This window comes from Stenotrophomonas sp. YJH_SMC_27, assembly GCF_059369815.1.
In genome coordinates, this window is record NZ_JCAFTA010000008.1 from 63,792 (window position 1) to 87,476 (window position 23,685).

The window sequence follows — 23,685 nt, forward strand, 5'->3', positions numbered from 1 at the left end:
AGCAGCCGAGCATGGGCTCGGCTCTACAATAGGCGGCACTTCTTTCAGGAACGCTCCCATGACCGAACCCGCGCTGCACGTCACCGTGACGTTGAATGCCCGGCTGCAGCCCGAACATCGCCACGAACTGTTCGAGGACCCACTCGATGCGCTGCTGCAGGCGGCCAATGTCGGCGAGATCACCGGCGGCGGCACGGCGATGTCCGACCTGGGTGAGGTCGAATACGGCGATATCGAAGTGGCGCTGGTCGATGCCGATGGCGTGCCCAAGCTGATCGACCTGCTGGAGCAGCTGGGTGCACCGAAGGGCTCGAAGATCCAGGGCGCGGGTGAAGCCGATCGCAGCTTCGGCGTGACCGAGGGCCTGGGCATCTACCTGGATGGCCTGAACCTGCCGGACGAGGTCTACGAACAGTGCGATTCCAACCACGTGTTCGAGCAGCTGTCGGAGAACATCGACGGCCTGGGCGAGATCTGCAGCTGGTGGCAGGGCCCGAGCGAGACCGCGCTGTACATGTACGGCCAATCGTTCGAGGCGATGCGCGATGCGATTGACGGGTTCGTGGCCAGCTACCCGCTGTGCCAGAACGCGCGGATCGTGCAGATCGCCTGAAGGCGGGCCTGATGTAGAGCCGAGCCCATGCTTGGCTGCTTCGTCCGCAGCCGAGCATGGGCTCGGCTCTACAGGAGCAGGTTATCGGCCGGCTGACTGCCGGGCGTTGTCGCGCTGGGCAAGATCCTTGCCCAGGTAATAACCGCCGCAGAACAGCACGAAGGCGGCGATGAGGCTCCACAGGATGATCCTTAGCGGGGAGCGTGGTGTCGGCTTGCCGTCCTGCATGCGGGTTCTCCCAAGGCGGCGCGGCGCCGCCTACCCAGCTTGCGCCGCAGTGATCGGGTACGCAAGCCGGCGGTGCGCACACGCCGCTGCGCGGCGCCGGATTGATCCTGCTCAAGGCGCCGCCTCCACATCCGGTGTGCAATGGTGTCGTTCCCATCTGGCAGACCGCCACGGAGCCCCACCATGTACAAGCGCATCCTGATTGCCACCGACGGGTCCGAGCTGGCCGACAAGGGCCTGGCGAAGGGCCTGGAGCTGGCCAAGGACCTCAATGCCGAGGTCGATATCGTCACCGTTTCCGAGCCGTGGGCCGTCGGCATGTACGACGCCATGGGCTGGAGCGTGGGTTACATGAACAGCCCCGAGTACAAGGCCGACCGCGAGGAAGGGGCGCAGAAGGTGCTGCAGCCGGCGCTGGCCAAGGCTGCCGAGCAGGGTATCACCGCCAACCCGGTGCACGTGCTGGACCGCTACGCGGCCGACGGCATCATCGAGACGGCGGCCGAGCGCAACAGCGACCTGATCGTGATGACCTCGCACGGCCGCCGTGGCGTGACCCGCGTGCTGCTGGGCAGCCAGACTGCCGAGGTGCTGGCACGCAGCACGCTGCCGGTACTGGTCATCCGCTGATCCATACCCGCAGATTCAAGCGTTCCCGGGGAGGGACCCGACGCCGGCCGCAGGATGCGCGCCGGCGTTGTTTTTTGTGGGGGCCGGGGTGGATCCACGCATGGCGTGGATCTACTGAGTTGCAGATCTACTGAGTTGCAGGGATCCGACCCCGGTCACATCACCAGCTGTACAGCTTCCAGTACACCGGCGACACGCCATCCTTGTCGTTGTCGAATCGGCCATCGCCGTTCTTGTCGTACATGTAGAACGGGGCACCGCGCGACGGCGTCACCTTGACCATGCGCAGCTGGCCGGACACACGGTATTCCTCGATGACATCGCCGTTGTCCATAGTGCGCTTGGAGACATCGGCGCCCTTGACGTCCACCGGGGGAGCACCCGCGCCACCCATGCTGGCGCAGCCAGCGAGCAGGAGCAGGGAAGCCAGCATCAGGGTCTTCATCGGCGGGGGCCTTTGCCTGGAAAGAGCCCTGATTATGCCCCATCGCGGTGTGCGCGCCGTGTCGCCGCGGTGCAGGCACGGGCGCGTAGAATCGGCGCATGAGCAGATTAGTCCTGATCGACGGGTCCAGTTACCTGTACCGCGCGTTCCACGCGCTGCCGCCCCTGTCCAATGCACAGGGTGAGCCCACCGGCGCGCTGTTCGGCGTGGTCAACATGCTGCGTTCGACGCTGAAGGAGCGCCCGGCCTACGTCGCGTTCGTGGTCGATGCGCCCGGCAAGACCTTCCGTGATGACCTGTACGACCAGTACAAGGCCAACCGCCCGCCGATGCCCAATGAGCTGCGGAGCCAGGTCGAGCCGATGTGCCGCATCGTCGAAGCGCTGGGCATCAGCATCCTGCGCATCCCCGGCGTGGAAGCCGACGATGTGATCGGCACGCTTGCGCTGCAGGGCCTGGCGCAGGACCTGAAGGTGACCATCTCCACCGGCGACAAGGACTTCGCCCAGCTGGTGCGCCCGGGTATCGAGCTGGTCAATACCATGACCGGCAGCCGCATGGATTCCGACGCGGCGGTGATGGACAAGTTCGGCGTGCGCGCCGACCAGATCATCGACCTGCTGGCGCTGATGGGCGACGCGGTCGACAACGTGCCGGGCGTGGAGAAGTGCGGGCCGAAGACCGCTGCCAAGTGGCTGGCCGAGTACCAGCACCTGGACGGGGTGATGGCGGCCGCGCCGACCATGAAGGGCAAGATCGGCGAGAACCTCCGCGCCGCGCTGGAGCGCCTGCCGCTGAACCGCGAGCTGGTGACCATCCGCACCGACCTGGCGCTCGAGGCCAGCCCGACCAGCCTGGCGCTGCGCGAGCAGGACGTGCCGGAGCTGACCGAACTGTATACGCGCTACGGCTTCACCCAGGCCCTGAAGGAACTGGGTGCGCCTGTGCCGGCGCCGGCAGCGGCCAGCGAGGCCACCCCGAGCCTGCGCGGTACCGCGGCCGGCTTCGCGCGGGGCAGCGCCGAGGCACCGGCAGCGGACACGCTGGATCCGGCGCTGGCCGCACCAGGTGAGTACGAGACCGTTCTGACCGCCGAGCAGCTGCAGGCTTGGGTCGAGCGCCTGCAGCAGGCCGAGCTGATCAGCTTCGACACCGAAACCGATGCGCTGGACGCGATGCGCGCGCGGCTGGTGGGCATCAGCCTGGCGGTCGAGCCGGGCAGGGCGGCCTACATTCCGGTCGGCCATGATTACCCGGGGGCTCCGGTCCAGCTGCCAGCGCAGCAGGTGCTGGACGCACTGCGCCCGGCGCTGCAGGACCCGGCGAAGAAGAAGCTGGGCCAGCATGGCAAGTACGACCTGCATGTGCTGCGCCGCCACGGCGTGGGCGTGCAGGGCTACCACGACGACACCATGCTCGAGAGCTTCGTGCTCAACTCCACCGCCACCCGTCACGACATGGATTCGCTGGCCCTGCGTTACCTGGGCTACAGCACCGTCAAGTTCGAGGACGTGGCCGGCAAGGGCGCCAAGCAGATTCCGTTCTCGCAGGTGGGCATCGACGAAGCCAGCCGCTATGCGGCCGAAGACGCCGACATCACCCTGCGCCTGCATCGCGCGCTGCAGCCGCAGCTGCTGGCCGAGCCGGCGCTGGACAGCGTGTACCGCGACATCGAGATGCCGCTGGTGCCGGTGCTGGCCAGCATCGAAGCCAACGGCGTGCGGATCGACACCGACGAGCTGCGCCGGCAGAGCCAGGACCTGTCCTCGCGCATGCTGTCCGCGCAGCAGAAGGCCACCGAGCTGGCCGGCCGCAGCTTCAACCTGGATTCGCCCAAGCAGTTGCAGGCGGTGCTGTTCGACGAGTTGAAGCTGCCGGCGGTGGTGAAGACCCCGAAGGGCCAGCCCAGCACCAATGAAGAGGCGCTGGAGGCGATTGCCGACCAGCATGAACTGCCGCGGGTGATCCTCGACTACCGCGGATTGGCCAAGCTGCGCAGCACCTACACCGACAAGCTGCCGGAGATGGTCAATCCGGACACCGGCCGGGTGCACACCAGCTACCACCAGTCCGGCGCCGCTACCGGCCGCCTGTCCTCGTCGGACCCGAACCTGCAGAACATCCCGATCCGCACCGAGGACGGTCGTCGCATCCGCCGCGCGTTCATCGCCCCGGAAGGCTGCCAGCTGCTGGCCGCCGACTATTCGCAGATCGAGCTGCGGATCATGGCGCACCTGTCCGAGGACCCGGGCCTGGTGCGCGCCTTCGAGCAGGGTGCCGACGTGCACCGGGCCACCGCCGCCGAGGTGTTCGGGCGCACGCTGGAGGAGGTGACCCCGAACGAGCGCCGCGCCGCCAAGGCGATCAACTTCGGCCTGATGTACGGCATGAGCGCCTTCGGCCTGGCCCGCAACCTGGGCATCGACCGCGGCCAGGCGCAGGACTACGTGGCGCTGTACTTCAACCGCTACCCGGGCGTGCGCGACTTCATGGAGCGGATGCGCCAGCAGGCCCGCGACCAGGGCTATGTGGAAACCCTGTTCGGCCGCCGCCTGTACCTGAACGACATCCACGCCCGCAACCAGGGCCTGCGTGCCGGGGCCGAGCGCGCCGCGATCAACGCGCCGATGCAGGGCACAGCCGCCGACATCATCAAGCGCGCGATGGTGGATGTGGACCAGTGGCTGCGCGACAGCGGGGCACCGGCACGGATGATCCTGCAGGTGCACGATGAACTGGTGTTCGAAACCGAAAGCAGTTTCGTCGAAGACTTGCGCTTGCAGGTGGTGGAACGCATGTCGCAAGCGGCCAAACTGCGGGTGCCGCTGGTGGTCGATACGGGCGTCGGCAGCAACTGGGATGAAGCGCACTGACCGCATTCCGGGCCGAAAACGACGTGAATTTGTTCATGAGTCGGGGGTTTCTGACTCGACCATGAATGTTGCCCCGATTGAATTTCATTAAATGGGGCCCCTTCACGAACCGTTAGTGTTCGGAGTGCTTCTATAACTCCCGACAGGCGCAATGCCTGTTGTAGATCTCTCCCATCCCCTGGAGCAGATCTCGGAACGGGGACTCCTCCCCAAGTGCCCGTTCCCCGGCCCCGTTGACCTCCCCCTGGTCAGCGGGGCTTTTTATTTGTGCCGTTGCCAGACGCCATCGCCTGCGCCACGCTGGGCCACCGTTCCGCAGGGGAAGACCATGCCCGACCTGTTCGCCCTGGCCATGCCGTGGTGGGAATTCATCCTGCGCGCGGTGGTGGTCTACGTCGTGGTGCTGGGCATGGTCCGGCTGGGCGGCAAGCGGGCTCTGGGGCAGATCACGCCGTTCGACGTGCTGCTGATCGTGCTGCTGGGCAACGCGGTGCAGAACGCGCTGCTGGGCACGGATACCTCGCTGGGCGGCGGCCTGCTGCTGGCGGCGACCCTGATCCTGCTGAACTACGGGGTGGGCTGGCTCACCACCCGGAATCGGCGCATGGAGCGGTTGATCGAAGGAGAACCCACCGTAATCGCGCGCGATGGTCGCCTGTTCGAGGCGGTACTTCGCCGCGAGCTGATCAGCCGCGCCGACTTCGATGCCGCGCTGCGCCAGCAGGGCGGGCTGCAGATTGAAGATGTGCAGATTGCCCTGCTGGAGACGACAGGGCACATCACCATCATCGCGCGGAAGGGCAGCTGACCAGCGCCGAGCCCACGCCCCGCGCGACGACACCCCTTAGAGCCAGTCGCGCGGCACCAGGTAGTCGGCCAGGCGCGATTCGGGGCTGCCGGGTTCGGGCGAGAAGCCGTACTCCCAGCGCACCCGCGGCGGCAGGCTCATCAGGATGCTTTCGCTGCGGCCACCGCTCTGCAGCCCGAACAGGGTGCCGCGGTCGTAGACCAGGTTGAATTCCACGTAGCGGCCGCGGCGGTACAGCTGGAACTCGCGTTCGCGCTCGCCATAGATGGCGTCCTTGCGCTGCTGCACGATCGGCAGGTAGGCGTCGAGGAAGCCATCGCCGACCGCGCGCAGATAATCGAAATCGCGCTCGAAGTCGCCGTGCAGGTCGTCGAAGAACAGACCGCCGACGCCGCGCGTTTCGTTGCGGTGGCGCAGGAAGAAGTACTCATCACACCAGCGCTTGTGCGCGGCGTAGCGTTCGTCGCCGAACGGTGCACACAGATCGCGTGCGACCCGGTGCCAGTGCTGCACGTCCTCGTCGAACGGGTAGAACGGGGTCAGGTCGAAGCCGCCGCCGAACCAGCTGGCCACCACTTCACCGTCGCGCTGCGCCTGGAAGAAGCGCACGTTGGCATGGGTGGTCGGCACGTATGGGTTGAGCGGGTGGAACACCAGCGACACGCCGGTGGCGCGCCAGGAGGCGCCCGCCAGTTCCGGGCGGTTGGCCGAGGCCGACGGCGGCAGGCGGCTGCCAGCAACGTCGGAGAAGCCGATGCCGGCCTGCTCGAACACCGCACCGTCGCGCAGCACGCGGGTACGCCCGCCACCGCCCTCTGCACGCTGCCACAGGTCTTCTTGGAAGCGGGCCCGGCCATCGACGGCCTCGATCGCCGCACAGATGCGGTCCTGCAGGTCGGTGAGGTAGGTGCGCACGCGCTCGAATTCGTTCATGGCGCGTACTTTACCGCAGGGCCAGGCCAACGCTGCGGACAGGCCCTGGCAGGCTCAGCGCTTGCGGTTGGAAGCGCGCGGCGCCGGAGTGTCCTCGGCCGTCGCTTCGTCCACCGCCTCCTGCAGGACGCGGCCCAGCTCCAGGGCGCTCCAGTTTCCGGTGTCCAGCACGTCGCAGGCGACGTGGCGCCCGCTGCGGTCGGCGGCACACAGCCGCTCCAGCGTCGCATGGGCGTCGACGTCGCTGCTGCGGCCCTGCGCTGCGACCAGGTTTTCGCAGCCCTCGCGCACGCCGGCACGGCACACGGTGGTGTAGTGCTCTGCCGCCTGTCGCCACTGGCCGGACAGCGCAAGACGGTTGCCAAGAATGTTGCAGCCCTGCAGCTTGCCCTGCGCGCAGCAGGCTTCGGCACCGCCGCTGGCCAGCGCCTGCGGGCAGTCCTGCGGCAGCGGCAGCACCGTGTAGTGTTTCGGCGGGCTGCAGGTGCTCGCGCCCTCGCCGGTCGGCACGAACACCTGGAAGCGTGTCCACGTGTCCAGGCCCAGCAGCTGGCCCCCGGGCAACGGCCGCAGCACGAAGTCGCCGCCCTTGTCGTGGCGGATGCGGATGTCGCCGTCTTCGACACGAGCACGCAGCTGGCTGTCCCAGCCGATGCCGACCCGTCCTGCATCGCCGAAGTCCAGCGTATCCATCAGGCCACCTGCGGCGCGGAAGGTGCCGCAGGGCAGCGCCGTAGCCGGCTGCGGTCGCAACGAGGCGCCCAGCGCCTGCAATGCAGGCAGGCGCTCGCAGGCGGCGCTGTCCTTGCCGGGCGCGCACGCTGTGGTCAGTGCCTGCACCGCCTGCAAGGGGTCGCCGGATTCCCACGAGAGCTCGGCCACGCGGCTGCAGAAGCCGCCATGGCCGACCTGCTGGCACAACTGCAACAGCTGCTGGCGCTGCGCGGCCGGCACCACTACCGGCGTGGAGGGTGACAGCACGGAGCTCACGGCTTCGACCATCGCCGCACCCATCGCGGCCTTGACGATCTGCTCCCGCAGCGCCGGATCCGCTTCCAGCGCCGCTGCGCAGGCCGGTGTCTCGTTGCTGAAGCCGCCATTCCGGCACGGCACAGGCAGTTCGATGCCGGCCAGTGCGGTATCGAGGAGGGCCTGTTGCTGCGCCTCATCCGGCGTGGCCGGCGCCCTGGCCTCGTCATGCCAGCGATCGGCCAGCTGCAGGCACATGCCGGGCACGCCTTCCCGGCACGCCGCTGCCAGCACGGTCGGGGTCGCCTCGTGGCGGTTGTCCAGGCAGGCCGCCGCATCGGCCAGGCAGCTGCCCGCAGCCGGCGCAGCGGCTGCGGCGCACTGTGCAGGGGCCTGCAGGGTGTAGACCGTGCCGTCCACCTCGAGGGTGCGGCCACGGTCGCGCACCTGCAGCGCGCTGGGCAGGCCATATTCCAGACTCACCAGCTGCAGCTTGCCTTCGATCTGCTGGAACGCGACCGGGGTCGGAGCGCTGCCGAAGTGCTTCTGCTCGCCACGGTTGGATGAGCTGACGCGCAGCGTGCTGCTGCCTTCGTCGGCCTTGAACAGGCCGCATTGCGGTGCCTGTGCCGCGGCCACCGGCGTGGCCAGCAGCAACGCCCAGGCCAGCCAGTGGCGGTACGGTGCGAGTGAGAGCATGTCGACTCGTTGACGATCAAAAGCAAAACGCCGGGTGCTGCCGGAGGCCCTGGCCCACACCCGGCAGAACTCAGCGGAAGCGCGCGCGCACGTCGGGGCGCAGCAAGCGCCAGGCCAGCCAGCCCTGCAGGCCGAGAAGCACGAACGACATGCCGACCACGGTCAGCGTGATCAGCCAGCGTTTCAGCTGCAGCTCCTGCAGCAGGGCCGGGTCATCGGCCAGCAATGGGATGAGGTCGCGCATGAACACGTCCAGCCACCAGGCGACTGCGAAGTTGCTCAAGCCGCTCAACAGCAGCAGCACCACGAAGCTCCACAGGGCCCAGCGACGTTCACGCAGCAGGCCCCAGCTGGACACGGTCGAGGCCAGGCACAACAGCGCGACGATCATTGACGCGGCCACCGGGTGCGCCAGCAGCCAGACCAGGCTGTGCAGCTGCTGGTGCTGCACTTCGCTTTCCACCAGGTGCCACAGCGCAAGGTGGTTCAGCGGCCACAGCACCAGTCCCTGCAGCACGAAGTAGATCGTCAGCAGCAGTGACAGCCAGAACGAGGCCTGTGCCACCGGGCGCACCCAGGCGTGATAGGCCGGGGACGGCGGCGAGGGGATCGACGGGATCGACATTGACATCCGATGTCCTTGCAGTCGGCGCCCGCCTGCTCAGCGGACCGTCACCCGGGTGGCGACCGCCGGCAGGATATGGTGTTCGCTCAAGGGTGCCAAGGGCAGGCCATGCGGCGGTTGCAGCGGCACCCAGGCCAGCTCGGCGATCTCGGCGCGCGCCTGCGGCGCACCGTCCACCTGCACCCACCAGGCCTGTGCCTGCACGCGGTGGCCGGGCTCGTTTACCGCCCAGTCCTCGAACGTGCCCAGCGCGATGGCGGCATCGGCGCACAGCTGTACCCCCAGTTCCTCGTCCAGCTCCCGGGCCAGCGCCTGCAGGGGCGCTTCGCCGGGTTCGGGCTTGCCACCTGGCTGGATGAAGCGGCGTGCACCGTGCTTGCGCACCACCAGCGCCTGGCCGCGGTCATCCAGGATGACCGCAGCCACGATCCGGATCGTGGCTGCGGCGTTGCTCACTTCAGGTTCTGCTCGAACAGCTTGAGGATGCGCTTGTACTGGTCCAGCCAGGAATCGGCGCGGACGTAGCCGTGGCGCTCCAGCGGATATGGTGCGATCGACCAGTTGTCCTTGTGCAGTTCGATCAGGCGCTGGGTCAGGTTCACCGAATCCTGGAAGAACACGTTGTCATCCATCATGCCGTGGGCGATCAGCAGGTTGTCCTGCAGGTTCTGCGCATACTCGATCGGCGAGGAAACGCGGTACGCCTCCGGGTCGATGTCCGGGGTGTTGAGGATGTTGCTGGTGTAGCCGTGGTTGTAGTTGTGCCAGTCCACCACCGGGCGCAGCGCGGCGCCGGCCTTGAACGTGCCCGGTGCACGGAACAGCGCCATGAAGGTCATGAAACCGCCATAGGAACCACCGTAGATGCCGGCGTGGTCACGGTCGCCCTGCTGGGTGTCCACCAGCCAGTCCAGGCCGTCCTTGTAGTCTTCCAGTTCCGGGTGCCCCATGTTGCGGTAGATGGCCGTGCGCCAGTCGCGGCCGTAGCCCTCGCTGCCGCGGTAATCCATGTCCAACACGATGTAGCCCTTCTGCACCAGCAGGTTGTGGAACATCTGCTCGCGGAAGTAGGCCGGGTAGCGCTGGTGCACGTTCTGCAGGTAGCCGGCGCCGTGCACGAACATCACGATCGGGTACTTCTTCCCCGGCTCCTTGTTTTCGGGCTCGTAGTACTTGGCCCAGACCACGCCGGCACCGTGCTTGGACGGCACTGCCACCAGCTTCGGCTGGATCCACTGGCGTGCCTTGTAGTCGGCGGTGCGGGTGTCGGTCAGCACGCGCGCCTGGCCACCGGCACTGGGCAGTACCGCCAGCTGCGGCGGCAGGTAGGCGCCGGAGTAGCGCACCAGCAGCTGCTGGCCGTCTGGGGACAGCGAGAAGTCCTCCACGCCGTTGAGGCTGGTCAGCTCGCGCACCTGGCGGCTGCCGGTGTCGACCGCGCAGACTTCGTAGTCATGCGGCGCCTGCTGGTTGCACAGGAAGTAGAAGCCCTTGCCATCGGCCGACGGCACCGGCGCCGAGGTTTCCCACTTGCCGCTGGTCAGCGCCTGCGGCTTGGCCGTGCCGGCCTGGGTATACAGGTGCGAGAAGCCCGATTCCTCCGACAGCAGCCACAGCGTGCGGCCATCGGCCATCCAGCCGAAATCGTTGAAGCCCCAGTTGATCCAGGCGTTGTCGGTCAGGCGGTGGCGGTTCTGCACACGGCCGTCGGCAGCGTTGACGCTGATGATCCAGCGGTCCTTGTTGTCGTTGGCACGCAGCATCACCGCGGCCTGCTGGCCATCGGCGCTCCAGCGGATGCCGCCGCCCATGAAGTCGCTCATCACCTGCACGCTGCGCTCACCCTTCAGCGCGTCCTTGCCGGCCTTGCGGCGCAGTTCGGCCAGCGGGTCGGTGCTGATGCCCGGCAGGCTGGCCAGCGAGAGCTTTTCGGCCTTGCCGGTGCGCACGTCCACGTACCACAGCGTGTGCGGCTCGAAGCCGTTGCGGCCGACGCGGGTGCGGGTGTCCTCGGTTTCCTCGTAGCCCGATTCGGTCACGTACAGCGGCATCTTGCTGGTGCGGCCGTCGTCGAAGTCCTTCGGCTTGGTCACCACGATCAGGTGGGTGAGGTCCGGCGACAGCACGCTGTCGGCGATCTCCACGTCGGCGCCCAGGTACACCGGGCCCGGCGCACGCGTCGGGTCGGCCTGGCGCCAGCGCTGGTCCTGGTCCTTCAATGCCTCGCGCTGCTCGCGGTCGCGGCGCAGGGTTTCCAGCGTGCGCAGCTGCTGGTCGCGCAGCACATCGGCCTTCGGCGGCGTACGCGGATCCTTTTCGGCCTTCAGGCTGGCCACCTGCTGCACGCCGCTGGCGGCGGTCCAGTGGAACCAGTTCTGGCCGACGCGCCAGATCACGCCATTGTCGGCGGCGAAGTTCACGTTGCCCGCGCGTTCGTTGCTGCGGGTGAGCTGGGTCAGCGCGCCACTGCGCAGGTCGCGCACGAACACATCGCCATTGCGCACGAAGGCGCTGCGGCTGCGGTTGCGATCGTAGACAGGCTCGGCCACGTCCAGGGTGCCGCGCTGGTCATCGGCCACCTGCGCGGCCACGCCGCCGGTCAGCGGCTGGCGGAAGGTGTCCCGTACCGGGCTGCCGCTGCGCTTGAGCTGGTACTCCACCTGCTGGCTGTTCCACGACCACCAGGCCTTCTCGACCGGCGGACCGATCCAGTCCGGGTCGGCCATCGCCTGTTCAATGGTGATCGGCGTCGGCGCGGCGTGCGCGGCCGGTGCGGCCAGCACGGCCGACAGCAGGAGGGACAGGGGCAGCACTCGGGACATGGGCGGACGGCACCAGAAGAGGAAACCGGCCAAGGGTAGCAGCCGTCCGGGCCGGGGGCAGGGGCCACAGGTCATGGCAGCGGCATTGGCAAAGTGGCGCAACCGGTTGCCGTGGTCGCGCATCCATTCTCCTGAACCCGCATCATCCACCGAACAGGAGCCCGACCATGCAGGAATTGATCCCGATCACCCTCTTCATCTGCATCGCCTACGCGATCCATGCCATTGCCGATGCCCGCGCGCGCAGCAAGCTGGTGGCCCCGCACGTGCCGGAGGAAGTGATCCGCTCGCTGGCCGTGCTGGAAGAAGAGCGCCGCCGCCAGGGCGCGCTGCGCTGGGGCATCAGCTTGGTCAGCTTGGCCGTGGCGATGGGCCTGCTGGAGGCGATCGGTGCACGCGAGCTGACCTTCGGCGCCGCCGCTGCGATGGTCGGCAGCGCCGGCCTTGGCCAGCTGCTGGCCTGGCACTTCACCCGCCCTGCCGCGCGCAAGGGCTGAGCCAGGACATGCCACGGGCACAGGGGGCGCCCCGCGCATGAGCCTGCTCGGCGAAGCGCTGTCGGCACTTCGGGGCCGTCGCCGCAACGATGCAGCGGCGACGGCGGCACCCGCTGCACCGCTGGATTCGGACCAAGCCTTGGTGCGGGCCATCATCGATGGCTCGCAGGCGGCGTTTTCGCAGCTGGTCGAGACCCATCAACGCGCCTGCGCGCATGTGATCGGGCGCATGGTGGGCGACCGTGATCAGGTGGCCGACCTGCTGCAGGAAACCTTCCTGGCCGTGTTCCGCCAGCTGCACCGGTTCCGCTTTGAATCCTCTTTGCGCACCTGGGTTTCACGGGTGGCTTACACCACGGCGTTGCAGCACCTGCGCCGGCGACGGCTGGAGGCGCAATGGATGGTGGCGGTGGAAGTACCCGAGGAACTGGGTATTGGCGATGAAGGGCCGGGGCCGGCTGAACTGAGCGAGGCGCTGCAGGCTGGTCGCCATCTTGGCGAGGCGCTGGAACGGCTGAGTGCACCGCAGCGGCTGATCGTCGGCCTGCATTACCTGGAGGATTTCGATCTGGCCGAGATCGAGCAGGTGACTGGGCTGGCACGCGGTACCATCAAGAGCCACCTGCACCGCGCGCGCCAGGTCCTGAAGCAGGAACTGACGCGGCATGCCACTGCCGGAGAGCTGCTGTGAACCCACCCACCGACCCTCGCGATGCGGAAGAGCGCGCGCTGGCGCAGGCGTTGCGTGAGCAGGCTCAGCAGGAACAGACACCGAATGTGAGCGAGGCGCTGCAGAAGCGCATTGCCGCCGAGTCGCGCGACAGTGGCGTGGGCTATGTGGTGGTGCAGGTAATGCTGGTGGGTGCGCTGCTGGCGGCCGGCGCTTGGTACTTCTGGGTCTAGAAGAACATTGACGCCCGCAACTGCTTTGGGACGTTTCTTCCTCCAACTTCCGATCAGATATCCAAGCGTCGGGCGTTGTCTCCACGTCGGCAGTTGGCCTTTCCCGTCAGACTCCGTCACGTCGGCCTCGTCATCAGTGGCAGTCGCTCTATCCAGGGTCCGCGAGCTACGTGTGTTTCCTGAGGAAAGTTGCAAACTCCATCCCTCCGCTTGAGTCGGAGTTTCACAATCAGAGACTCTCAACCATCAGCTTCCACGGGTATGGAGTGAGAATCACATGGACAGGTGCGCCAGTAATCCAACGCCGGCTGCAGTTGGATGATGCTCTACTACATCCAGCTTTCGCTTGCCCGTTTCAAGCAACGGATCGGCACTCATCTGGCAATCGCTCTCATGCTGGGTGCGGGGGTAGGGATCACCACCGTGATGCTCTCCATTGTTCTCCAGGCATCGTCGGATCCCGCACCAGGCCGGAGCTCCGCATTGTTCCGCCCGTACCTTGACGCGCGTCCAGATGCCCTGCGCAGTGGTTCCCCGGATCCGGGACAGGCACTGACCTGGCCAGATGCGAAGGCGCTTCTGGGCCAAGGTGGGACGTGGAAACAGGCAGCAATGGCAGGGGGGGCGGTGACGCTCTCCCGGCCGGGAGCCTCCAGCGAAAGGCTGCGTGCGAGGTTCGCTACGTCCGAAGTCTTCAGTGTGCTTGGCATTGCTGTTGTTCAAGGGCGCGCATGGACCGCCGAGGAGGGGCATGCTGCGAGTCGTATAGTGGTCCTGTCGCGTGCGCTCGCCGAGCGCGAGTGTGCACAGGACTGTGTTGGTCACCGGTTGGAACTGGGCAGGCGCACCTACACTGTTGTGGGTGTCGCGGAGGACTGGCATCCGGTGCCGATGTTTCAGGGAGATCTCACACGCTGGCCGTTTGTGGAACCTGACGAGATCTACCTGCCGGTTGAGACCGCAATCGCGGACAGGCTGACTGTTGTGGACGGGACGGCGATTTGGGGAGGTGACCAGGACACGGACCCTGCAGGAGCCAACGTGTCATGGCTTCAATTGTGGGCGTGGCTGCCCACCGCGGATGATGTCGCCGCCTACCGGGCGAATCTGAATGCCTATGCACAGGCAAAGGGCCTTCGGATCGAACCAGGCACCCAGCAGGTGGCACTCTGGCCGTTGATGGAGTGGCTGGACAGGCTGGGATTGGTTCCAGAGCGGGCCAGGATGCAGCTTCGGTTGTCACTGATCCTTCTCGGTGTGTGCATCGTCAACGCGGCGGCGCTGCTGAGCTTCAGTCTGGGGCGCCGTCGGCGGGAGCTCGCGATACGACGTGCACTTGGCGCGCGACGCCGGGACGTGTTCATCCAGCTCATGTGGGAATCCATCGCGGCGGGAGCCGCAAGCAGTGCGCTCGCTGTCGTCACCTATACGCTGGGAATCCGCGTGGTTGCTGCGGGAGACGTTCTGCCCAGCGCGATAACCGCGATGCATGCTGGGGCAATGCTGATGGCCGCCGGCCTGGGAGTCGTCACGACGTTGCTCTGTTCATTGGTCCCGTCGTTTGAAATCTGCAGGGTCAGCTCCCTTTCGAATGCCTTTGCGAAGGGGGTTGCCTGAAATGATCGAATCGATGAGGGAGACTCGACGGCATTTGGGATGCGCCGCACTGCTTGCAGTGCAGGCAGCGCTTGCAAGCCTGGCATGTGCGTTCGCACTGCAATCTGCGCTGGACAGCTTCGCCAGATTGAACACCGGGAGCATCCGGGAGGCAGCATCGATTGGTGTGGTCAGGGTATCCGATGTCGAAGAAGGCGCGGATGCAGCAGTGCAGCGGGCAGACCTGTCCGCGATCCGGCTGCCCGGTGTTCAGGACACGGTTGTGAGCGACGCTGTTCCGTTCGGAGGAAGAGCCCATCGATACGGCGTATGCACCAGTGAGTCGGCCATGGTGTATTCGATGAATGCGGGTACGACAGACGTTGCCGGATGTGATCGCATTCCCGTGGTAACTGCAAGCTCTGGTCTGCTGGCGATGCTGGGCGCGGGAATCGTCCTGGGGCGGGACGCCACGGAGGACGACATGGTTGAAGGCACTCCGGTGGTGCTGATCAGTGAATCGCTGGCTGCCCGACTGTTCGGAACGGAGAGTGCTGTTGGCCGCCACCTGTATTTCGGCCCCGGCAGCAGCCGGGTCATCATGGGCGTGTTTGCCTCTGTTGCTGGACCGGCACCAGGAGGTAATGAGCGGGACTCGCAGTGGGCGCTGCTTCCGGGCCTCCCCATGGGCGCCAGTCGCTACTATCTGGCGAAGTGGAGGTCGGAGGTTGATCGTTCATCGCTTGATCGTACTGTCGATGCGCTGCAGCGGCCTTACCGGATCGTGACTCCGGCCGGTGTCGAGACCCTGGCGGGATATCGCGATGCCTACGTCAAAGCTGATCGCTTTGCTACGACCGTGCTCGCGGTCATGACGGCCGTTGTTCTCGGTGTGCTGATGGCCGGCGTTTCCGGAGTTGTAGGCGCGTGGCTTGACCGGCGCCGGTACTCCATCGGGGTTCGACGGACATTGGGTGCTCGCAGGTCCGTGATCTTCGCCGAAATCATGTTCGAGGTTTCACTGTTCACCACGCTGGGCGCCCTGCTCGGCGCGGTGTCGTTGCAGTGGGTAGGGGCGCCGCAGGACGGCATCACAGGTTCACCGTGGTTCTCGATATCGAGCGCTGTCGTGCTGGTGATGGCGGCCTGCTTGACTGCACTTGTACCCCGCGCCCTGCGAATCGCCAAGGAGCCGCCCTTGGCCTTGCTGAAGCCCCTGTAGCCCATTCATCCTGTCACCCAGCTTCCCCTGCGACAAAGTGAAGCAGCGCGTCACCCGGTCGCATCTCACCTTAACGAAATCCTCCTAAAGTGGTCCGGTATCCCACCGGTCACAGGCAGGAGGCGTCCCTTGGACGCGTTGTTGTTGTCCCGGATCCAGTTCGGATTCGTCATCAGTTTCCACGTGCTGTTCCCCGCCTTCACCATTGGCACGGCCAGCTGGCTGGCCTTCATCGAATGGCGCTGGCTGCGCACGAAGTTGCCCGTGTGGCGCGAGCTGTATTTCTTCTGGCAGAAGATCTTCGCGGTGTCGTTCGGCATGGGCGTGGTCAGCGGCATCGTCATGGCCTTCCAGTTCGGTACCAACTGGCCGCGGCTGAGCGAGGTGGCCGGCACGGTGATCGGCCCGCTGCTGACCTACGAAGTGCTGACCGCGTTCTTCCTGGAAGCCAGCTTCCTCGGCGTGATGATGTTCGGCTGGGGCCGGGTCTCGCCGCGCCTGCATTTCCTGTCCACCTGCATGGTCGCGCTGGGCACGCTGTTCTCCACGTTCTGGATCCTGTCGTCCAACAGCTGGCTGCACACGCCGGCCGGCTACGAGATGGTCAACGGCATCGTGCATCCGGTGGACTGGTGGCAGGTGGTGTTCAATCCCTCGTTCCCCTATCGCCTGGCGCACATGGCGCTGGGTTCGTTCATCACCACCTGTTTCGTGATCGGTGGCGTGGGTGCGTGGTACCTGCGCAAGGGCACGCACGTGGAAGCGGGCCGGCGCATGCTGGTGGCAGCGGTGGCGTTCGCGGCACTGACCGTGCCGGTGCAGATTTTCGTCGGCGACATGCATGGCCTGAACACGCTCAAGCACCAGCCGATGAAGATCGCGGCGGTGGAAGCGCATTGGCATGAGACCCGGGAAGGCGAGGGCGTGCCGCTGGTGGTGTTCGCGCTGCCCAACGAGAAGGAGGAGCGCAACGATTTCGAAGTGGCCATCCCGAAGCTGGGCAGCGTGATCCTCACCCACAGCCTGGACGGCACCTTCGATCCTCTCACCTCGGTACCCGCCAGCGAGCGGCCGCCGGTGACGCCGGTGTTCTTCGCCTTCCGCATCATGGTCGGGCTGGGCACGCTGATGCTGCTGCTGGCCTGGGTGTCGGCGTTCCAGTTGTGGCGCAGGAAGCTGCTGGATTCGCCGTGGCTGCTGCGCGGCTGGAACTGGATGCTGCCCAGCGGCTTCATCGCGCTGCTGTCCGGGTGGTTCGTCACCGAGATGGGCCGCCAACCGTGGGTGGTGTATGGCGTGCTGCGCACCGCTGATGCGGTCGGCCCGCAGAGCGCGTGGATGACCGCGCTGTCGCTGGCGGTCTACGTCGTTGGCTACGCCTTCGTGTTCGGCTGGGGCATCTGGTACCTGGTGAAGATCCTGCGCCACGGACCGCGTCCGCACGATGATGGGCCATCGCTGGACCACGGCAGCCACACCCCGGCACGCCCGCTGTCGGCGGCCGACGAACCGCTGGAGGAGCGCTGACATGGACCTGATGACCTGGCTGCCGGTGGCGTGGTTTGCGGTGATCGGCTTCGGCGTGCTGATGTACGTGGTGCTGGATGGCTTCGTGCTCGGCATCGGCATCCTGGCCCCGTTCGCCGAGGACGAGGAGCAGTTGGACCTGATGATGAACACCGCCGCGCCGATCTGGGACGGCAACGAGACCTGGCTGGTACTGGGCGGCGCCGGGCTGCTGGCGGCGTTCCCGAAGGCCTATGCGGTGCTGTTGTCGGCGCTGTACCTGCCGGTGCTGTTGCTGGTGGTGGCGCTGGTGTTCCGCGGCGTAGCCTTCGAGTTCCGCTTCAAGGCGCATCGATCGCGCCGGCTGTGGAGCGTGGCGTTCGGCCTCGGTTCGCTGCTGGCGACCTTTGCCCAGGGCGTGATCCTCGGCACCCTGGTGCAGGGCATCCCGCTGGTGGACGGTACCTACCAGGGCGGCGCATTCACCTGGTTCAGCCCGTTCGCGATGCTGACCGGCGCTGCGCTGGTCGCCGGCTACGCGCTGCTGGGCAGCACCTGGCTGATCCTGAAGACCGAAGGGCGCGTGCAGGCGCTGGCCCGGCAGATGACCCGGCCGCTGGTGGTGGCGGTGATCGCGGCGATGGGCCTGGTCAGCAGCTGGCTGCCGTTCCTCGATTCGCGGTTGATGGCGCGCTGGTTCAGCGACGGCAACTTCTGGTGGCTGTCGCCGGTGCCGCTGTTGACGCTGGCGGTGGCCGCCGCGCTGTGGCGCAGCGCGACCCATCCGCGCCGCGACCTGCCGCCGTTCCTGCTCAGCCTGGCCCTGTTCGTGCTCGGCTTCCTCGGCCTGGTGCTGGGCATGTGGCCCTACCTGCTGCCGCCGTCGATGACCTTGTGGCAGGCCGCCGCGCCGGCCTCCTCGCTGGGCTTCAGCCTGGTCGGCCTGGTCATTCTGCTGCCGGTCATCCTCGGCTATACGGCGTGGTCGTACCGGGTGTTCCGCGGCAAAGTGCGCGCCGATAGCGGTTACCACTGATCGATTGAAGCGGGGCCCGCTGGTGCCGGGCCCCCTGTTGTGGAATGTGAAATCTGCACACCCCGGGCGGGACGTGCTAGCGTGCGCTCCTTTCCGGCAGCCAGGGGGGCAGCCGGCGACGTCCTGGACGGACGCACGGCTGCAGGAACGGGGGGCCGCCGCGCGTCGCCGTAATGGCTCGTGCCTATCGTTCTCCCGTTGAAGCACCTTCGCTAATGATCGAATTCTCCATCGTCGACTGGGCTGCCTGGGCGCCCGGCCTGAGCGAGCGTAGCCAGTGGCTGGGCTGGGCCGATGCGCCGTATCCTCCGGTTGGCGAAGACACGCCGCCGCTCGCCGAAATCCCGGCAATGCAGCGCCGTCGAATCGAGCGGCTGGGCCGGATGGCGATCCAGGCTGCCTGCTGGTGCGAGGACGGGCAGGGCGCTGACAGCCAGGTGCCGCTGGTGTTCGCCAGCCGCCACGGCGACGTGGCCCGTTCGATGGAGCTGCTGGGGGCGCTCGCCAGCGATCAGCCCCTGTCACCGACGGGGTTCGGCCTGTCGGTGCACAACGCGATCGCCGCGCTGTATTCGATCGCGCGCGGTCACCGCGGCAACTACCTGGCGCTGGCCGCCGGCCAGGCCACGGTCGAGACCGCCTGCCTGGAAGCGGCCGGTCTGCTCGCCGATGGCGCCCGCGAAGTGCGGGTGGTGGTCTATGAGTCGCCGCTTCCTGAAATTTACGCGACGTTTGCCGACGAACCTGACCCGTTCTTTGCCTGGTGCTGGCGCTTGACGGCGCCGATGCCGGGCCAGCCGATCCTCTCCCTGCAGTGGGAGGCGGCGCCGGAGGCCACTGCCACCGCCCCGGGCACGCTGCCGCACGCGCTGGACCTGCACCGCTTTCTGCTGTCCGGCGCGCCGGCGCTGGAGCACGTGGCTCAGGGCCAGCGTTGGCGCTGGGGGCGCCGTGGCTGAGGCGCTGCGCCGTCTCGATCATGCTTGGCGGGTGCTCGGCACCGGCCTGAGCTTTGCCGCATTCGGCTTGGGCGGGCTGCTGCTCGGCGTTCTGGTGATGCCGGTGTTGCTGCTGATGCGTGATCCGGTGGCGCGGCGCCGCCGTGCCCGGCGCGTGGTCCAGGTCGCGTTCGCCAGCCATCTGCGGCTGATGCGCGGGCTGGGGGTGATGACCTACGAGATCGAGGGCGGCGAACGCCTGCAGCGCGACGGCCTGCTGGTGCTGGCCAACCACCCGACCCTGATCGACGTGGTTTGCCTGATCTCGCTGCTTCCCAACGCCGACTGCGTGGTCAAGCGGGCGGTGGCCTGCAACCCGTTCATGCGCGGCCCGGTGCGGGCTGCCGGCTACATCTCCAATGACGATGGCGCCGGCCTGGTCGATGACTGTGTGGCCGCAGTGCGCGCTGGAGGCACCCTGGTCATCTTCCCGGAAGGCACCCGCAGCGTGCCGGGGCAGCCACCGCGGCTGCAGCGCGGGGCCGCCAACATCGCCGTACGGGGCCGCATCGACGTCACCCCGGTGCGGATCACCTGCAGCCCGCCAACGCTGACCAAGGGGCAGAAGTGGTATCGTGTCCCCTCACGTCGCTTTCACGTTCGGCTGCAGATCGGCGAAGATATCCCGATCGCGCCATTTCTGGCCGAAGACGACTCGCCAAGGGGGGATGCCTTGGCGGCCCGTCGCGTCACCGAGCACCTTTCTCGTTATTTCGACCTGTCTGGAGATCCGAACCGTGCAAGCACTTGAGCACGAGATCAAGGAATTGATCATTTCCTCCCTTTCGCTGGAGGACATCACGCCGGAGGACATCGATCCGACCGCGCCGCTGTTCGTCGAGGGCCTTGGCCTGGATTCGATCGACGCGCTGGAGCTGGGACTGGCGCTGCAGAAGAAGTACGGTGTCAGCCTCTCGGCCGATTCGGAAGAAACCCGTCGCCATTTCTCCAGCGTGCGCGCGCTCGGCGAGTTCGTCGCCGCCCGCCAGTCGTAACGGCGCCAGGAATTGCCATGACCAAGAATGAACTGTTCGAACGCATCGTCAGCATCCTGACCGACAGCTTCGAGATCGAAACGGCCCGGATCACCCCGGAAGCCCGCCTGTACGACGACCTGGACATCGACAGCATCGATGCGGTGGACCTGATCGTGCAGCTCAAGCCGCTGCTCGGCCGCAACCTGCAGCCGGAAGCGTTCAAGGCCGTGCGTACCGTGCAGGACATCGTCGATGTGGTGCACAGGCTGCTGCCGGACCAGGCAGCCGCCTGACCGCAGCGCCGACGGCTCCACCATGGCACGCGCACGCACGGTCGTGGTGGCTGCGATCTCGCTGGCCTACCCGGTACTGGTGTACCTGGCGATGGGTCGTTTCGAGCCACGCTGGCTGTCGCTGCTGCTGTTCACCCTGGCCCTGCTGCGCGCGCTGAGTTCGCGCCAGCCGCTGTGGTGGGCCGCAGCGGCGGGCACCGGCCTGCTGGCGGTACTGGCTACCGTGCTCAACCAGGCCCTGCCACTGAAGCTGTACCCGGCGCTGGTCAATGCGGTGATGCTGGCAGTGTTCGGCACCAGCCTGCGCTTCGGGCCACCGCTGGTGGAGCGCCTGGCGCGGCTGCAGGAGCCGGACCTGCCCCCGTTCGCGGTGGCCTATACCCGACGCGTCACCCAGGTGTGGTGCGGGTTTTTCGTTCTCAACGGCAGCCTGGCCCTGCTGACCGCGCTGTACGCGTCGGACCGGGCCTGGATGCTCTACAACGGATTGTTGGCGTACGTCATGATGGGCGTGTTGTTCGCAGGTGAGTGGCTGGTGCGGCGGCGGGTGAAGGCGGCGCACGCGCATGGCTGAGTGGATTGCCCTTGACAGGCTGCTGCTGGCGGCGCTGCCGCATCGAAGCGTTGGCGTCTGCGATGGCGAGGTGATCGACCACGCCCACTTCCGCCAGCGCGTGCTGGCCTGGCGCGCCGCATTTGCGACGACCGAAGGGCGTGACTGGGCCCTGTATTTCGATGATGCGGTGGCCTTTGCCGCGGCGTTGTTCGGTGCCTGGCATGCCGGCAAGCGGGTGTTCCTGGCCGCCGACAACCTGCCGGCCACGTTGCAGGCGCTGCAACCGCAGGTGAGCGGTTTCGCAGGCGACGTGTCGGCCGACTATCGCCCGCTGGCGGCGCTGGACGCCACGCTGGACGACGGGCTGCAGGCGCTGGACGAGCGCGCCTGCGAGCTGTGCGTGTTCACCTCCGGCAGCACCGGCCAGCCGAGTGCGATCGGCAAGCGGCTGGACCAGCTGGCGCGCGAGGTGGATGCGCTGCAGGCTGCGTTCGGCGCACAGATGGAGGGCGTGCAGGTGCATGGCACGGTATCCCACCAGCACATCTACGGCCTGCTGTTCCGCGTGCTGTGGCCGTTGGCCGCCGGCCGCCTGATCCATCCACGCCGGTTCTTCCATGAAGACCTGGTGGGTGCGCTGGCCGGTACCGACACGGTGCTGGTGGCGACGCCAGCCCACCTCAAGCGCCTGCCCGAGCAGCTGGACTGGGCCAGCCTGCATGGCCGCCTGCGCGCGGTGTTCTCCTCAGGCGGCCCGCTGCCGGAAGAAGCCGCACGCCAGGTGCGGCAGTGGCTGGGTGTGGCGCCGACCGAGGTTTACGGCAGCAGCGAAACCGGTGGCATCGCCTGGCGCCGCTGGGACACCGACCTGCCACCGTGGCAACCGTTGCCGGGCGTGCAGTGGCGCATCGAGGATGGCTGCCTGGCCGTCGCCTCGGCGCATCTGGAAACCCTCGACTGGTGGCGTACCCAGGACCGCGTGGAAGCGTTGGCCGATGGCCGGTTCCGCCTGCTGGGCCGGGCCGATCGCATCGTCAAGATCGAAGAACGCCGCGTCTCGCTGGATGCACTGGAGCGCGCGCTGCGCGAAGACGCCGAAGTGGACGACGCGCGCGTGCTGGTCCTGCCCGGCCAGCGCGAGCAGCTGGCGGCCGTGGTGGTACCGGCTGACCGGGCGCTGCTGGCGGGTGGCGACACCGCGCGCCGCGCCCTGGGCCAGCGCCTTGGTGCGCGCCTGGCGCACGCGCATGACGCAGTGACCCGGCCGCGCCGTTGGCGCCTGGTGCAGGCGCTGCCGATCAATGCGCAGGGCAAGGTAACCCAGGCGGCGCTGGCAGCGCTGTTCCAGCCACTGATGCCGGTGCCGGTCTGGGACCGCCGCGACGCCGCCAGCGCCACCCTGCGCATGACCCTGGACCCGACGCTGCGGCCGTTCCAGGGCCACTTCCCCCAGGCAGCGATCCTGCCCGGCGTGGCGCAGCTGGATTGGGCGGTGCGTTTCGGCCGCCAGGTGTTCGCAATGCCGGCAGCGTTTCTGCGCATGGATGCGGTGAAATTCCAGCACGTGGCCCGCCCCGGCGATGAGCTGACCCTGCAGCTGGACTGGGATGCCGCACGCAGCGCGCTGGCCTTCCGTTACACCTCCAGCCATGGTGTGCATGCCAGCGGCAAAGTGGTCTTCGCCGATGCGGACTGATCCGGCCGTTGCCGGTGCCGCATTCGCGCCACTGGTGGTGATTCCCGTCTACGATCACGAGCACGCCATCGCGGCGGTGCTCGACGGCGTGCAGGCCGCGGGACTGCCCTGCCTGCTGGTCGACGATGGTTCGCACGATGGGTGCGCGGCGGTGCTGCGCGCGCTGGCACAACGCCAGGGTGTCGACCTGCTGCGCCTGGACGTGAACCAGGGCAAGGGCGGGGCAATGCTGGCCGGTTTCGCCGAGGCCGGCGCGCGAGGCTACAGCCACGTGCTGCAGATCGATGCCGACGGCCAGCATGATACGGCTGACCTGCCACGCTTCATCGAAGCCGCGCGCCTGCACCCGGGTGCAGTGATCTGTGGCATTCCGGCCTACGACGCCAGTGTTCCCAAGGCGCGCCTGTACGGTCGCTACGCCACCCACATCTGGGTCTGGATCAACACGCTGTCGCTGCACCTGCGCGACACCATGTGCGGCTTCCGCGTGTATCCACTGCCGCCGGTGCTGCGCGTGATCGGTGAAGAGACCATCGGCCGGCGCATGGACTTCGATACCGAAATAATGGTGCGCCTGTACTGGCGCGGGCTGCCGGTCGAGCACCTGGCCACGCGCGTGACCTATCCTGCCGATGGCGTGTCGCACTTCGATGTGTGGCGCGACAACGTGCGCATCAGCCGCATGCATACCCGTCTGTTCTTCGGGATGCTCTGGCGCGCGCCGCGCCTGCTGTGGCGCCGCCTGCGGGGGCAGCGCTGA

General features: G+C 67.3%; 25 protein-coding genes. 18 read left to right on the plus strand and 7 right to left on the minus strand.

Annotation, left to right across the window (positions count from 1 at the left end):
• Positions 1-58: 58 nt before the first annotated feature.
• Entirely contained in the window at positions 59-613 is a 555-nt protein-coding gene (locus tag AC5P7R_RS13060; RefSeq protein ID WP_155030348.1) for a hypothetical protein, read from the plus strand.
• An 81-nt stretch (positions 614-694) separates the two neighbouring features.
• Here the strand turns inward: AC5P7R_RS13060 and AC5P7R_RS13065 are convergent, their stop codons facing one another.
• Positions 695-841 (minus strand): hypothetical protein, encoded by a 147-nt coding sequence (locus tag AC5P7R_RS13065; protein WP_195763046.1) that lies wholly within the window; start codon positions 839-841, stop codon positions 695-697.
• Between the two features lie 183 nt (positions 842-1,024).
• Between AC5P7R_RS13065 and AC5P7R_RS13070 the strand changes: the two genes are divergently transcribed.
• Positions 1,025-1,471: a universal stress protein gene (locus tag AC5P7R_RS13070; RefSeq protein WP_005420335.1), complete on the plus strand. Its 447-nt coding sequence runs from the start codon at positions 1,025-1,027 to the stop codon at positions 1,469-1,471.
• 160 nt (positions 1,472-1,631) lie between these two features.
• On the opposite strand, the gene AC5P7R_RS13075 is transcribed toward AC5P7R_RS13070, so the two are convergent.
• Positions 1,632-1,916: a DUF2782 domain-containing protein gene (locus tag AC5P7R_RS13075; protein ID WP_005411628.1), complete on the minus strand. Its 285-nt coding sequence runs from the start codon at positions 1,914-1,916 to the stop codon at positions 1,632-1,634.
• Between the two features lie 98 nt (positions 1,917-2,014).
• Between AC5P7R_RS13075 and polA the strand changes: the two genes are divergently transcribed.
• Together polA and AC5P7R_RS13085 are read left to right on the plus strand one after the other, a co-directional pair.
• Positions 2,015-4,789 (plus strand): DNA polymerase I, encoded by a 2,775-nt coding sequence (gene polA / locus AC5P7R_RS13080; protein WP_227853719.1) that lies wholly within the window; start codon positions 2,015-2,017, stop codon positions 4,787-4,789.
• Positions 4,790-5,117: 328 nt separating this feature from the next.
• Positions 5,118-5,597, plus strand: a complete 480-nt coding sequence (locus AC5P7R_RS13085; protein WP_021203514.1) for a DUF421 domain-containing protein — start codon at positions 5,118-5,120, stop codon at positions 5,595-5,597.
• 36 nt (positions 5,598-5,633) lie between these two features.
• Here AC5P7R_RS13085 and hemF read toward each other — a convergent pair whose 3' ends face one another.
• The 5 genes from hemF to AC5P7R_RS13110 all read right to left on the minus strand — a co-directional run bounded on the left by hemF (position 5,634) and on the right by AC5P7R_RS13110 (position 11,645).
• A complete protein-coding gene (hemF, locus tag AC5P7R_RS13090) occupies positions 5,634-6,530 on the minus strand; it encodes an oxygen-dependent coproporphyrinogen oxidase (RefSeq protein WP_021203513.1) in 897 nt (298 codons plus the stop codon).
• A 54-nt stretch (positions 6,531-6,584) separates the two neighbouring features.
• Positions 6,585-8,198, minus strand: coding sequence for a hypothetical protein (locus AC5P7R_RS13095; RefSeq protein WP_111102305.1), 1,614 nt, complete (start codon positions 8,196-8,198; stop codon positions 6,585-6,587).
• A 70-nt stretch (positions 8,199-8,268) separates the two neighbouring features.
• Positions 8,269-8,829, minus strand: a complete 561-nt coding sequence (locus AC5P7R_RS13100; RefSeq protein ID WP_021203511.1) for a hypothetical protein — start codon at positions 8,827-8,829, stop codon at positions 8,269-8,271.
• Positions 8,830-8,859: 30 nt separating this feature from the next.
• Entirely contained in the window at positions 8,860-9,279 is a 420-nt protein-coding gene (locus AC5P7R_RS13105) for an NUDIX hydrolase (RefSeq protein WP_134732117.1), read from the minus strand.
• The gene (locus AC5P7R_RS13110; protein ID WP_227853720.1) at positions 9,276-11,645 is read right to left on the minus strand and encodes a S9 family peptidase; all 2,370 of its coding nucleotides are present in this window, start codon (positions 11,643-11,645) and stop codon (positions 9,276-9,278) included. Before AC5P7R_RS13110 ends, AC5P7R_RS13105 begins: the two co-directional genes overlap by 4 nt.
• Positions 11,646-11,812: 167 nt before the next feature.
• Between AC5P7R_RS13110 and AC5P7R_RS13115 the strand changes: the two genes are divergently transcribed.
• The 14 genes from AC5P7R_RS13115 (at position 11,813) to AC5P7R_RS13180 (ending at position 23,685) form a co-directional block, all read left to right on the plus strand.
• Positions 11,813-12,142 carry a hypothetical protein gene (locus tag AC5P7R_RS13115; protein WP_010482336.1) on the plus strand — a complete coding sequence of 110 codons (330 nt, stop codon included), beginning with the start codon at positions 11,813-11,815 and terminating at the stop codon, positions 12,140-12,142.
• Between the two features lie 37 nt (positions 12,143-12,179).
• Positions 12,180-12,833, plus strand: coding sequence for an RNA polymerase sigma factor (locus AC5P7R_RS13120; protein ID WP_227853721.1), 654 nt, complete (start codon positions 12,180-12,182; stop codon positions 12,831-12,833).
• Complete coding sequence (locus tag AC5P7R_RS13125; RefSeq protein ID WP_021203506.1) at positions 12,830-13,045, plus strand: hypothetical protein; 216 nt, start codon at positions 12,830-12,832, stop codon at positions 13,043-13,045. The genes AC5P7R_RS13120 and AC5P7R_RS13125 overlap by 4 nt, the downstream gene beginning before the upstream one ends.
• A gap of 321 nt (positions 13,046-13,366) precedes the next feature.
• Positions 13,367-14,662, plus strand: a complete 1,296-nt coding sequence (locus tag AC5P7R_RS13130; RefSeq protein WP_227853722.1) for an ABC transporter permease — start codon at positions 13,367-13,369, stop codon at positions 14,660-14,662.
• A 1-nt stretch (position 14,663) separates the two neighbouring features.
• Entirely contained in the window at positions 14,664-15,863 is a 1,200-nt protein-coding gene (locus AC5P7R_RS13135; protein ID WP_227853723.1) for an ABC transporter permease, read from the plus strand.
• Between the two features lie 129 nt (positions 15,864-15,992).
• Entirely contained in the window at positions 15,993-17,390 is a 1,398-nt protein-coding gene (locus AC5P7R_RS13140; RefSeq protein WP_478436103.1) for a cytochrome ubiquinol oxidase subunit I, read from the plus strand.
• Position 17,391: 1 nt separating this feature from the next.
• On the plus strand, positions 17,392-18,405 hold the full coding sequence (gene cydB / locus AC5P7R_RS13145; RefSeq protein ID WP_197575346.1) for a cytochrome d ubiquinol oxidase subunit II: 1,014 nt from the start codon (positions 17,392-17,394) through the stop codon (positions 18,403-18,405).
• A gap of 215 nt (positions 18,406-18,620) precedes the next feature.
• On the plus strand, positions 18,621-19,364 hold the full coding sequence (locus tag AC5P7R_RS13150; protein WP_019661717.1) for a beta-ketoacyl synthase chain length factor: 744 nt from the start codon (positions 18,621-18,623) through the stop codon (positions 19,362-19,364).
• Positions 19,357-20,154 carry a lysophospholipid acyltransferase family protein gene (locus AC5P7R_RS13155; protein ID WP_021203501.1) on the plus strand — a complete coding sequence of 266 codons (798 nt, stop codon included), beginning with the start codon at positions 19,357-19,359 and terminating at the stop codon, positions 20,152-20,154. Before AC5P7R_RS13150 ends, AC5P7R_RS13155 begins: the two co-directional genes overlap by 8 nt.
• Positions 20,141-20,398, plus strand: coding sequence for a phosphopantetheine-binding protein (locus AC5P7R_RS13160; RefSeq protein WP_005411610.1), 258 nt, complete (start codon positions 20,141-20,143; stop codon positions 20,396-20,398). Before AC5P7R_RS13155 ends, AC5P7R_RS13160 begins: the two co-directional genes overlap by 14 nt.
• Positions 20,399-20,415: 17 nt before the next feature.
• On the plus strand, positions 20,416-20,673 hold the full coding sequence (locus tag AC5P7R_RS13165) for an acyl carrier protein (protein ID WP_006402206.1): 258 nt from the start codon (positions 20,416-20,418) through the stop codon (positions 20,671-20,673).
• A gap of 22 nt (positions 20,674-20,695) precedes the next feature.
• A complete protein-coding gene (locus AC5P7R_RS13170; protein WP_026347223.1) occupies positions 20,696-21,247 on the plus strand; it encodes a COG4648 family protein in 552 nt (183 codons plus the stop codon).
• A complete protein-coding gene (locus tag AC5P7R_RS13175) occupies positions 21,240-22,925 on the plus strand; it encodes an ApeI family dehydratase (RefSeq protein WP_111098820.1) in 1,686 nt (561 codons plus the stop codon). The genes AC5P7R_RS13170 and AC5P7R_RS13175 overlap by 8 nt, the downstream gene beginning before the upstream one ends.
• Complete coding sequence (locus AC5P7R_RS13180) at positions 22,915-23,685, plus strand: glycosyltransferase family 2 protein (protein WP_021203499.1); 771 nt, start codon at positions 22,915-22,917, stop codon at positions 23,683-23,685. Before AC5P7R_RS13175 ends, AC5P7R_RS13180 begins: the two co-directional genes overlap by 11 nt.